The sequence below is a fragment of the Mucilaginibacter gossypiicola genome (assembly GCF_900110105.1).
In the GTDB taxonomy this organism is placed as follows: Bacteria; Bacteroidota; Bacteroidia; order Sphingobacteriales; family Sphingobacteriaceae; genus Mucilaginibacter; species Mucilaginibacter gossypiicola.
Genome location: NZ_FOCL01000001.1, coordinates 1119392 through 1131683, shown reverse-complemented (window position 1 = coordinate 1131683; position 12292 = coordinate 1119392). Strand labels below are relative to the sequence as shown.

The 12292-nt window shown below is 43.0% G+C and carries 8 protein-coding genes; all 8 read left to right on the top strand.

From position 1 onward, the window contains the following. Positions 1–255 precede the first annotated feature (255 nt). The 8 genes from BMX50_RS04615 (at position 256) to BMX50_RS04580 (ending at position 12152) form a co-directional block, all read left to right on the top strand. A complete protein-coding gene (locus tag BMX50_RS04615) occupies positions 256–849 on the top strand; it encodes an RNA polymerase sigma-70 factor (protein ID WP_091208240.1) in 594 nt (197 codons plus the stop codon). 80 nt (positions 850–929) lie between these two features. Then, positions 930–1916: a FecR family protein gene (locus BMX50_RS04610; RefSeq protein WP_091208238.1), complete on the top strand. Its 987-nt coding sequence runs from the start codon at positions 930–932 to the stop codon at positions 1914–1916. A gap of 16 nt (positions 1917–1932) precedes the next feature. Next, a complete protein-coding gene (locus tag BMX50_RS04605) occupies positions 1933–5307 on the top strand; it encodes a TonB-dependent receptor (RefSeq protein ID WP_208864641.1) in 3375 nt (1124 codons plus the stop codon). A 17-nt stretch (positions 5308–5324) separates the two neighbouring features. Beyond that, positions 5325–6905 (top strand): RagB/SusD family nutrient uptake outer membrane protein, encoded by a 1581-nt coding sequence (locus tag BMX50_RS04600; RefSeq protein WP_091208233.1) that lies wholly within the window; start codon positions 5325–5327, stop codon positions 6903–6905. Positions 6906–6926: 21 nt separating this feature from the next. Further along, entirely contained in the window at positions 6927–8312 is a 1386-nt protein-coding gene (locus tag BMX50_RS04595; RefSeq protein ID WP_244280846.1) for a sulfatase family protein, read from the top strand. 12 nt (positions 8313–8324) lie between these two features. Continuing rightward, positions 8325–9818: an arylsulfatase gene (locus BMX50_RS04590; protein WP_091208230.1), complete on the top strand. Its 1494-nt coding sequence runs from the start codon at positions 8325–8327 to the stop codon at positions 9816–9818. A gap of 461 nt (positions 9819–10279) precedes the next feature. After that, the gene (locus BMX50_RS04585) at positions 10280–10828 is read left to right on the top strand and encodes an RNA polymerase sigma factor (RefSeq protein ID WP_167667808.1); all 549 of its coding nucleotides are present in this window, start codon (positions 10280–10282) and stop codon (positions 10826–10828) included. A 148-nt stretch (positions 10829–10976) separates the two neighbouring features. Beyond that, entirely contained in the window at positions 10977–12152 is a 1176-nt protein-coding gene (locus BMX50_RS04580; RefSeq protein WP_091208225.1) for a FecR family protein, read from the top strand. The last annotated feature ends 140 nt before the right edge of the window (positions 12153–12292 follow it).

Here is a 12292-nt window from a genome sequence, read left to right as displayed (position 1 = left end):
TGCCATTTGCTTAATTTATTATATAAATTCTATAGATATAATGGGTTTTATTTTTTTCTTTTATTTTTGCTGAGTTTTTCATCATTACTCAATTAATTCTCTGGATGTATTTGAAATTTAAATCTTCATTAAAAGATAAAGTCGCAGGCTTTGATTCAAGTGGCAATTGTTGTTGAATTGTCGCTTTATCTCAACAGATAAGTCTTATATCAGACCTTTTTATCCAGATTACTTTTCAGCATACAACCCGATCATATGTCAAAGCCAGCCGATGAAGTTAACTTTTCTCAAGCTTCAGATGCCGCACTTTTAATACAAACAAAACAAGGCTCCAGGGCTGCCTTCAGCACAATCTATCACAAATATTGGGGGCCAATGTATGTGCATGCCTATAAAATGCTCGGAGACGAGGATGAAGCTAAGGATGTGGTCCAGGAGCTTTTTACCTCGATATGGGCGCAGCGAGCCGAACTGGAGTTAGTTACTTCATTGAAAGCCTATTTGTACACTGCTTTGCGTAACCGTGTGCTTAATGTATTTGATAAAAGGAAAGTTCGTGAAAGCTACCTTGAAGCTATGGCAATTTATTTCGATGAGAATCACCAGGTTGTGGAAGACAACCTTCGTGAAAAGGAGCTCGCCTGTATCATCGACAAAGAAATAGCGAACCTGCCCGAAAAAATGCGAAACGTTTTTGAGCTCAGCCGTAAACAAAATCTCAGCCATAAAGAGATCGCGTCTGAACTTCAGATCTCCGATAAAACCGTTAAAAAGCAGATCAACAATGCAATCAGGATATTAAAGCTCAAAATATCTTACCTGTTTTTCCTGCTGATATTCATGCGTTAATCAATCCCAAATAAAAAATAAAAATATTTACGAAAGCTCTACTACCAGGGCCTTCGGAAACTGTCTTATATACAACAGCAATGAAAACACTCTTTAATAAACAAACTGCCGACCAGCCGGATGTGCTGAAACGTTATTTGAGCGGAAGCTGTACAGATGAGGAGCGAGCGCTTGTTGAGCAATGGTATAACGCATGGGCCGCAAAAGGTGAAGATTTGCTGGTGGAGATCGATTTGGAAAAGATCAAACAGGAAATGTGGGAAAACATTGGCAGCCCGGACGCCATTGTTAGACCTATCAGGTATAAAATAGCTTTGGTTGCTGCATCGGTTACACTGCTGTTGCTGGTAGGGTTGGGGGTGTTTATCAAAAATGCCTATAAAGGCAACGAAAAACAGACATGGGTAAAAATAAATGCTCCGGGCGGAAGCGTGGTCAAAGCAGAGTTACCGGACGGATCAAAAGTTTGGCTTAATGCCGGTAGTACTTTGGCTTATCAGCGAGATTTTGGCAAAAAGATCCGCGTGGTTCAGTTGATTAACGGGGAAGGATATTTTGATGTTGCCCATGACCCGCAAAAACCGTTTGTAGTATCCACAGGAGAGATAAAAACGCAGGTGCTTGGCACCTCGTTCAATATTCGCGCGGCTGCCGAAACAAAAAAAATTACGGTAACAGTGCTTGGAGGAAAAGTAGCGGTGATAAAAAAGAATTCGGCGCCAATATTTCTTTTACCAAATCAGCAAGCGGATTTCAATAAAGCAACCGGTGAAATAACCCGGTCGAGTGTGATAGCGCAAAACACCAACGGATGGATAGCAGGAAAATTCAGGTTCCATAATGAAGAGCTTGAGGTGATAGCAAGCGAATTGCAGCGCAGGTATAATACTTCATTTGAGTTTGAAACAAGCAAGCTTAGGAGCATCAGGTTCAACACAGGTTTTAACGCTACCGATAATCTGAATGATATATTGAGTGATCTTGCAAAAACAGGAGATTTCCGCTATCGGATTTCCGGAAACCACGTAACTGTTTTTTCTGCCGTGGATAAAGAGAAAAAAGTTTAATAACCCCTTATATAATATGAATATAAATTTCCCTAACAAATTATTGACGATACAACGACTGGCCCGGGTGCTTATGCTCAGTTTCCTGTTAGTAACCAGCACATCCTTACTGCTGTTTGCCGGTACTATAAACGGGCAAACCATAAATGATACTAAAATTTCCGTAACATTTGAAAAGGTAAGTTTAAAGGCCGCACTTACACAGGTTGAACAAAAAAGTGGGTTCGTTTTTGTTTATAATGAAAGTCTACTTAATCCATATAATAACTTTACTTTAAATAGAGTAAACATACCGGTTGCCGATTTGCTGAATCTATTATTCAAAAACACTGGTCTCACCTATAAAACGCATGACAATAAGGTTTTAATTGTACAGAAAGAAAAGCCAAAGCCGGTAGTGTCAAAACCTGTCGTAAACATTTCGGTAAGCGGTAGGGTAACAGATGATAAAGGTGTAGCGCTGCCCGGCGTTACCGTAAAAGTTAGGGAAGCAAACCAGGCGGTGGTAACTGATGCGGATGGTAATTATAAGATTGCTGTCAACGAAGCAAACGCCACGCTTATTTTTTCATTTGTTGGTTTTAAAAGTCAGGAAATAGCGCTGAACGGCCGAACTGAAATAAATGTTCAACTTGCTGTTGCTGCCGGACAGCTGGATGCCGTAGTGGTTGTAGGCTATGGTACGCAGAAAAAGACCAGCCTTACCAGCGCCGTGAGCCAGGTAAGCGGCAATACGCTGGTGCAAAGGCCCGTATCAAATGTGCAGCAATCATTACAAGGCCTGGCACCGGGTGTAACCGTATTAGACAGGGGAGGTGCGCCGGGGCGTTCAAATGCCACCATACGTGTACGTGGTATTACTACTTTCAATATTAACAGCAGCAGCACCGGCGGGTACGACCTCAGTAAGAATGATGCATTGGTTATTGTAGATGGTATCGAGCAAAAACTGACTGATATTAACCCTGATGATATTGATAACGTATCTATTTTAAAGGACGCGGCGTCTACGGCGATTTATGGTTCAAGGGCCACTAATGGTGTTATACTAATTACTACTAAACGTGCTAAAGAAAATAAATTATCCATTAATTATAACTATTACTATGCTTCACAAAACGCAATAAACAAGCCCGAAATGATGGGGCTTGAGGCATATATGCGTTTGGAGCAAGTTGCTTATACTAATGCAGGCGCAGCTCTCCCGGACCGTTTTACTGATGCATCTATCAATACCTGGGTAAACGCTACCGATCGCTTGAAATATCCTTTGCCCAATACCTGGTTTCAAACCATGTTACATGCCGCGCCTCAACAAAACCACAGCTTGTCTGTAGCGGGAGGAGATGATAAGATCAAAGCGCGGTTGAGTGCCCGTTATATGGATCAGGATGGCATCGTAGTTAATTTTAAAGACCAGATCAAAGAGGTAAAACTGAATACGGATTATACCGCAGCCAAAATCCTGAAATTTAGCGGCGACCTGAATTACCGGAGCAATTACTCGACTGTACCTACGGTTGATCCTTTTAATAACTTCTACCATGGATCGCTTTGGGCTGTGCCAAAATATCCCGACGGCACTTACGGTTTAAGTACGCAGGGCAACAACCCATTGATGTTCGCTGAAATAGGAGGCTTGTCATCACAATACGATGATAACCTGATCGCTAATCTAAAAGCCGAACTGGAGATATTGCCTGGCCTTAAATTGTCTACACAGTATGGTGCAAGGGTAGAGTATATCCAGCAGAAGAATTTTACAAATGCTTATTCTAATACCGATAAAAACACCAATATCACCAAAACGGTTGCCAATAACAGTTTAACAGAGGTGCGCAATAATTTACGGGAATATACCTGGAATAACCTGCTTACCTATGAAAAAACAATCGGTAAGCACTCGTTTCGCGGACTGGTTGGATACTCCGAGATCTACGATACCCAAAGTTATTTGAGTGCTTATCGCGAAAGGTTTTACAATAATGATGTAGAATCGATAGGGCAGGGTGCCAACGATGGCACCAAGAGTAATTCGGGATATGACGCCAATTTTGGTTTGCGCTCTTATTTTGGAAGGATCAATTATACTTATGACAACAAATATCTTTTTGAGGCCAACGGCCGTTATGACGGTTCCTCGAAATTCACAGGCGATAAACGCTATGGTTTCTTTCCTTCATTTTCAGGTGGCTGGCGCATTTCGCAGGAAGGTTTCTGGGATGATGTGAAAAATGTAGTTAATGATCTTAAACTACGGGGATCATGGGGTAAAACAGGTAACCAGTCAGTCGATTTGTACAGCTATTATTCCGCACTGGCTTTAACAACTTACACCTTTGGCGGGGCATCCGTTCCTGGCTATCGCCAATCAACACTGGCCAATACCAACCTCGGATGGGAATCGACCACGCAGCTTGACCTTGGCCTGGACGCTACATTCCTGAATAATCGCTTAAACGTAACAGCAGACTACTACAGGAAAGTAACTAACGATATTTTATTAAATCTGGGGATCCCCGCAACGGTAGGTCTCGCAGCGCCTCCACAAAATGCCGGTTCTGTCGAAAATAAAGGCTTTGAGTTTAGTGTTGGCTACCATGGCGGCGAATCTGGTTTCAGGTATAATATCAACGCCAACCTTACCATTAACCAAAACAAAGTGCTCGATCTGAAGGGTACGGGACCTTATATTACCGGTTCTGATATCGACCCCCGGTATATCATCAAGGTAGGTTTGCCGGTGAATACCCTTTGGGGATATAAAACCGACGGTTTGTTTCAGACACAAGCCCAGGTTGACGCCTATCCAACCTATGCGGCAAATTCAAAACCGGGCGACGTGAAATATGTCGATCTGAATAAAGATGGCAAGATCGATGCAAACGACATGACCGCCATCGGCAACCCGTTTCCGAAATACACCTTTGGCTTAAGCAGCGACTTCGCATACAAAAACTTCGATCTGAACTTCTTATTCCAGGGAGCCGCAAAGGTGGATACCCGCCTGTCGGGGGCCCTTGCCGAAATGGGTAACCAGGAGGGTTTTACATCAGCTATTTATACCAATAACTATTGGACACCTGAAAACACAGGCGCGCGTTTTCCAAGGCCTATCAAGTTCGATCTGCGCAATGTTGCTACTTCAGACAGGCTGATCATCAATGGTTCATACCTGCGCCTTAAAAACATACAATTGGGTTACAGCCTTGCAAAAGAAACGGTGAGCAAATTGCATCTCAGCCGGATCAGGTTTTATGTATCAGCAACCAATCTGCTCACGTTCTCCAAACTTAACGAGTGGAAGCTGGATCCCGAAGTGGAATCGGGAAGGGCTACTTATTATCCTCAAACATCGCTTTATACCGCGGGTGTCAATGTTCAGTTTTAACCCATCAATCAAACGTCATGAAAAATACTTCATATAAATATCTTATTGCTTTAATTCTGGCCGGAGGCCTTTCATCCTGCCGTAAAAACCTGCTTGATTCTGTACCGAATGATCGTGTATCGTCCAATATTTTCTGGAAAACGGAAAGCGATGCCCTGCTGGCTGATAACGCCTTGTATACCGACCTCGATGGTACTAATATCTTTACCTGGGATGCATTAAGTGATATTGCCCACACCAACCAGAATTTTGATACGCAGGCATTCATCGAGCTGGGTACCTATGATATCGCGAACGCTAAAATATACAATGAGTGGTCGGCTGCTTATACAGGTATCCAGGCAACTAATTATTTCCTTGAGAATATTGATAAAGTTTCTTCAACAAATACTACGCTTATTAACCGCTTCAAAGGCGAAGCTAAAGTATTACGGGCCTACCAATACATTAAATTAGCAGGCTTTTTCGGTGATGTGCCCTTAGTTACCAAAACGCTTACCATTGCCGAAGGGCAACAAGTTACCCGTACGCCTGTAAGCCAGGTATGGGATTTTGTTGATAAAGAGTTGAGTGATGCCGCGGCTTTATTGCCTGCCTCATATGCTGCGGCCGACAAAGGACGTATTACTTCAGGGGCCGCCTGGGCGCTAAAAGCCAGGGCCGATCTTTGGGCCGGCAGATACCAGCTTGCGGCAGATGCTGCAACACAGGTTAAAGGTTATACGTTGTATAGCTCCTACCAAAACCTATTTAAATATGCTGCCGAAAACAATTCGGAAGTTATCCTGGATAAGCAATTTTTGAAAGATTCCTATTCGAACGGGGTATTTGCTTTACTTGCGCCGTACAGTCAGAAGAACGCGCAAAGTTATTATGTGCCTACCAAAACGTTGGTAGATGCTTACGAAACATCTGCCGGTAAAAACATCAATGATGCAGGCAGCGGTTTTGATCCTTACCATCCGTATGATAACCGCGACCCGCGACTTCGCTTCTCTGTTTATGTTGACGGAGATATACTACCAAGCGGCATTGCCTTTAAACCTGCTCCGGGTAGCGGTACCGCAGATGCGATTGGAAGTACTTACATTGCTTCAACAACGGGTTATAATATTAAAAAATATATAAATACCGAGGATTACGCTAATCCATCTAACAGCGGCATTAATATTATCTTACTACGCTATGCTGAAGTTTTGTTAACACTTGCCGAGGCTAAAATTGAACTGAACCAAATAGATCAATCGGTATATGATGCCATCAATACCGTACGTAACGGCCGAAGCGATGTTAAATTGCCAAATATCCCAACCGGTTTAACCCAGGAGCAACTCAGGCAAATTGTGCGCCATGAACGCACGGTTGAGCTTGCCTTTGAAGGATTGCATTTATTTGATATCCGCAGGTGGAAGACCGCAGAGACCGTGATGACCGGACCTGTTTATGGTATCACTTATGCCGATGCAGGCAACAAACTGGTTACGGTACAGGTGGTGTCTTTTAACCGTGTTTTTGATAAATCAAGGCATTACCTGTGGCCTATCCCCCAAAAAGAAACTAATTTGAATCCCAACCTAAAACAGAACCCTAACTGGTAAATGATGATAAGGAAACGAGATATGAGACACAAACAAACCTCTTATTTAAAAGCGGGCAAATGGATGCTTGCCGCGGCATTGTCATTAGTATTGGCTGGTGCAAAGGCGCAGCAACGTCCCAATATTATTTTTGTACTGGCCGATGATATGGGCTATTCAGATCTGAGCTGTTATGGCAACCCGGTTATCAAAACCCCTTTTCTGGATAAAATGGCATCTAAAGGTGTCAGGGAAACCAACTATGTAGTTACAAGCCCCTCATGCTCACCCTCACGTGCCTCATTGCTAACAGGCAGGTATGCTTCCCGGATGAACGTGCCTTATCCACTTTCGCCGGGATCAAAGCTTGGCCTGCCCGACCAGGAGGTGACCATAGCCGAAATGCTGAAGGGGGTAGGTTACCGTACAGCCATGATCGGAAAATGGCACCTTGGAGATCATTTTTCCTTTCAGCACCCCATGGCCCAAGGCTTTGACTCATACTATGGTTTGCTTTACAGCCACGATTACCGGTCGCCTTATGTAGTTACAGATACTACCATTAAACTATTCCGTAACCATAAACCCGAGGTCATTAAACCGGCCGATTCTTCCATAGTTGATCTGTATACCAATGAGGCAATTAAATTTGTTAAAAATCAGAAGAAAGATAAGCCATTCTTCCTGTACCTGGCCCATAATATGCCGCATTTACCGGTAGCATTTGCTTCATCTAAAAAGAATAAAGGCCGTTCGGATGGCGGGCACCTTGGTGATGTTGTAGAACAGTTGGATGCCAGCCTGGCCGAGATCTGGAAACAACTGGAAAAACAGGGACTGGCGGATAATACCGTGTTCATGTTTTCGAGCGACAACGGCCCATGGATAGAATTTCCATCGCGCATGAGTGGCGACGGCGCAACCAAACACTGGGATGCAGGCACTGCGGGCGTGTTTCGTGGCAGCAAAGGTTTGAGCTATGAAGGTGGCGTGCGCGAACCATTTATTGTTTATTGGAAAGGGCATACTGCTGCGGGGGCTTCTTTAACCAGTATGACCAGTAACCTTGATGTATTGCCAACCCTTGCCGAATGGGCCAAAGCGCCCCTGCCGAAAGGCCGTACGCTTGATGGGCAATCTATTTCGGGCTTGTTGCTGGGCAAGGAAGCTAAACCCAAACACCGGGAGATATATTACGTAAATAATGGTATTTGTGAGGCAGTAAGACAGGGCGATTGGAAATACCGTGAAATTAAAAGCAGTAACACGAACACCGGAATTGTAAAACAGGTTCAGGAATCTAAAACGGAACTGTTTAACTTAGCGTACGACCCAAGCGAGCGTACCAATGTTATAGAAGAATACCCCGAAATTGCGAAACAGCTTAAATCCCTGTTTGACCAGTTCCCGGGTAATACAGAAAATTAAATTAAAAATCTTATGAAAATCCCTTCCTTCGTCTGTCAAATCATAGCAGCGTTTTTGATGCTGGTTCCCATAGCTGCAAATGCGCAAAAAAAGCCTAACATCATCTATATTTATGCAGATGATCTGGGTTATGGGGAATTAGGTGCTTATGGTCAGCAAAAGATAAAAACGCCATTTCTGGATAAAATGGCGAAGGAAGGGATCAGGTTTACACAGCATTATACCAGTACGCCGGTTTGCGCACCGGCGCGCTGTATGTTACTTACCGGCAGGCACGGCGGCCATTCGTATATCCGCGGAAATTATGAGTTCGGTGGTTTTGCCGATTCGGTAGAAGGAGGGCAAATGCCCTTGCCCGAAGGTACGTTTACCATTGGCCACATGCTAAAACAGGCTGGCTATACTACCGGAGCGATAGGTAAATGGGGCTTGGGAATGAGTACTAATACCGGCGATCCGAATAAACAGGGATTTGATTATTTTTATGGTTATCTTGATCAAAAGCAGGCCCACAACTATTACCCAACCCATTTGTGGGAAAACGGCAAATGGGATACGCTGCATAACTCAAGCATTTTTGTTCACAAGAAACTTAAAGACGACGAAACTGATAAAGCAGCCTATGATTACTTTATAGGGAAAGATTACTCGATAGATCGCCTATCGGCCAGGGCGCTCGATTTTATTGGCAAGAACCGTGACAAACAATTTTTCCTGTATCTGCCGTTTACCATTCCGCATTTATCATTGCAGGTGCCACCTGAGGCGCTGAAACCTTACCTGGGAAAGTTTGATGACAAGCCTTACCGTGGTGAAAAAGGCTACGCGGCTACTTTATATCCGAGGGCTACCTACGCGGCCATGATCACTTATATGGATACACAGATCGGGAAGATTTTTGCTTTATTGAAAAAACTGGGTCTGGACGAGAACACCATCGTGATGTTCTCAAGCGATAACGGAGCCACCTTTGATGTTGGCGGTGCAGATACCCGTTATTTTAACAGTGTTGCGGAGCTTCGCGGCCGCAAACAGGACCTTTATGAAGGTGGCATCCGCGAACCTTTTATAGCCCGCTGGCCAGGTAAGATTTCCGCCGGTAAAGTGAGCGACCTTGTTTCGGTACAGTTTGATATGATGGCTACATTTGCTGATATCGCAGGTATAAAGCCACCGCAAAATGATGGATTATCTATTTTGCCCACTTTATTAAATAAGCCGGGGCAAAAGCTGCACGAGTATCTGTATTTTGAATTTCCTGAAAAAGGCGGACAAATTGCCATCAGATATGGGCATTGGAAAGGCGTAAAATCAAACATGAAGAAAAATACCGCGGCTCGCTGGGAGCTTTATGACCTCGATAAGGATCCGTCGGAAGAAAATGATATCGCTTCAGCACATACTGATCTTACTGCTTATTTTGATCAGGTTGTTAAAAAAGAACATCGCCAGTCGCACATTCATGAATGGGAATTTGTTGAACCGAAGTTTAAGGCCGACGATTGATAGCAGGGCCGCAGTTTTACTGCGGCCCTTTTCTATAAAAGATATCCGGATACTCTCGTACCGGTTAAAATCATATTCATAACTCCTGTTTCGTTGTTAAACACTGTACGGATTATATAAGTAGCGGTACTATATCGATACTTTGGAAAGTATAATTCTATAATTATCTTATTTTTAATTCTTTACGCAAGCGTTTGCGTTGGTGATTTAGTGCTGCTTCTCACATCTCTACAGCTATTTTTCCTTTCTGAATGAATCTGCCGGCAGGCAGTCCTTTTTACGGCTCTTTGCCGACACTAGCTCCTGTTATTTCTTTAAAAATCAGCTAAACTAAAGCAAACGTTTGCGCTATGTTAAAGTAAACCGGTGGTAGTTTTCGATATATATTCACTTCATGGAAATGAACAATTTTGTTTTTTAACATGTTGCAGAATAGCTCAATAGATACGGATAAAATACTTATGCAAAGGATTGCTTCCGGTGATCAGAAGTCATTTGCGTTTTTTTTTGAGCATTATTCCAAAATGATTTATCCATTTGCGCTCAAGCTTACACGGTCGGAGGAGCTCGCTGAAGAAATTTTACAGGAGGTTTTCCTTAAAATTTGGCTTAACCGCCAGAGCCTTCCGGAGATTGAAAATCTGGGAGCTTATCTCAATCGCATATGCCGTAATTATGCATACAATGCATTAAGGCGCATTGCACACGAAAACCTGGTTGCTTCTGAACTGGGCAAACAAATGACCGTGGAAGTAAATAATACAGAAGATGATGTTATTTACCGGGACATGGAGCGGGCGCTTAATGACGCTATAAGCGGCCTTACACCTCAGCAAAAACTTATCTACACGTTATGCCACCAGGAAGGATTAAAATATAGCGAAGTGGCCGGTCGTTTAAATATCTCATCCTCAACTGTTCACACCCATATGAAATTGGCCCTGAAATTTATCAGGACCCATTTTGTCCGTATTAATAGCCTTGTACTGTTCTATTGGCTTTTTAAATAGCGAAATTATATACTTGACTTTCAATTGGTTAATGTAAAAATCGAAAAAAAGTTATTTTCAGCTCACCCTCGCTTTCTTGCCGTGTGTCAGTGTATATAAAGGGCCACGTACGCGATCTGCTTTCCCGTAAACAATCCCTTTCATTATCATGGATAATAAACAACTCGGTAATTTACTGGACAGGTATATGAACAAAGAGGCATCGGAGCAAGAAACCCGGGAGCTTTTTTTATATATTAATGATCCGCAGAACGAGCAACAGGTAACAGAATTGTTTGGCGATTTTTTAAATAAAGAAAGCGAAGAACGCATATTACCTGCTTACAGGCAGCAAGAGATTCTGAACCGCATCTTTGAACATCAATCATCATCCGGAAAAAAGTTTAAACACGGCATATTAACCCAGACTAAATGGGCAGCTGCCATACTCTTGTTTATGTTATGCGGGGTATATCTTCTTAAAAGTAATAAACCCAAGCCCGCGGTGTTAACGGCAATAAATAAGCCAAAGACTTTTGATAAAAAACCGGGAAGCAATAAGGCCATATTAACGCTCGGCAATGGCTCGCAAATAGTTTTAGACTCGGCCCGGAACGGAATGCTTGTGCAGCAGGGCAATACGAAAATTATAAAATCGGCAAACGGGCATATCGCCTATAACAAAACACTTGCCGCCACCGCCGCCCCTATATATAATACCATGACAACGCCCCGCGGCGGCAAATATGATCTGCAATTATCCGACGGTACCAGGGTATGGCTCAATGCCTCGTCATCTATCACGTATCCAATTGCTTTTTCCGGAACCGAACGCAGGGTAACCGTTACCGGCGAAGCCTATTTTGAAGTGGCAAAAAATAAAAATATGCCATTTAAAATTAATGTAAATGATAAGGAAGAAGTGCAGGTTTTAGGTACACACTTTAACATTATGGCTTACAGCGATGAATCTCAGATCAAAACAACATTGCTGGAGGGATCTGTAAAAATTGTAAGAAACAAAATTATGGGAATGTTAAAGCCTGGCCAGCAGGCGCAACTGAGTAGCGACGGGAAATTATCTGTTACAGATGATGCCGATATCAATGCAGTTATGGCCTGGAAAAACGGGCAAACCCTGTTTGTAAACGAAGATATAAAAACCATTATGCGGCAGGTATCCAGGTGGTATGATATAGACGTGGAGTACCAGGGAGACATACCTGCACGCTTGTTTACCGGAGGTATATCCCGCGAATCAAACTTGTCTGTTTTATTGAAAGTGTTGGAAATAAATAAAATACATTTTAGAGCAGCTGGCAAAAAATTAATAGTAACCCCCTAAACCTTATCAAACTAACCAAATAATCACCTTAAACAAAAAATACATGGCATAAAAGATACTCACCACCCCATCATGCGGTTACCAAAAAAAATCCGGCAGTGCTTCCAACACCGCCGGGGTAGTATTTGGTTAACCCTTTC

Excerpts from the sequence above, each read along its gene's own strand:
- BMX50_RS04580 (WP_091208225.1), top strand. The coding sequence starts at position 10,977 with ATGGATAATAAACAACTCGGTAATTTACTGGACAGGTATATGAACAAA.
- BMX50_RS04585 (WP_167667808.1), top strand. The coding sequence starts at position 10,280 with ATGCAAAGGATTGCTTCCGGTGATCAGAAGTCATTTGCGTTTTTTTTT.
- BMX50_RS04595 (WP_244280846.1), top strand. The coding sequence starts at position 6,927 with ATGAGACACAAACAAACCTCTTATTTAAAAGCGGGCAAATGGATGCTT.
- BMX50_RS04605 (WP_208864641.1), top strand. The coding sequence starts at position 1,933 with ATGAATATAAATTTCCCTAACAAATTATTGACGATACAACGACTGGCC.
- BMX50_RS04615 (WP_091208240.1), top strand. The coding sequence starts at position 256 with ATGTCAAAGCCAGCCGATGAAGTTAACTTTTCTCAAGCTTCAGATGCC.
- BMX50_RS04600 (WP_091208233.1), top strand. The coding sequence starts at position 5,325 with ATGAAAAATACTTCATATAAATATCTTATTGCTTTAATTCTGGCCGGA.
- BMX50_RS04610 (WP_091208238.1), top strand. The coding sequence starts at position 930 with ATGAAAACACTCTTTAATAAACAAACTGCCGACCAGCCGGATGTGCTG.
- BMX50_RS04590 (WP_091208230.1), top strand. The coding sequence starts at position 8,325 with ATGAAAATCCCTTCCTTCGTCTGTCAAATCATAGCAGCGTTTTTGATG.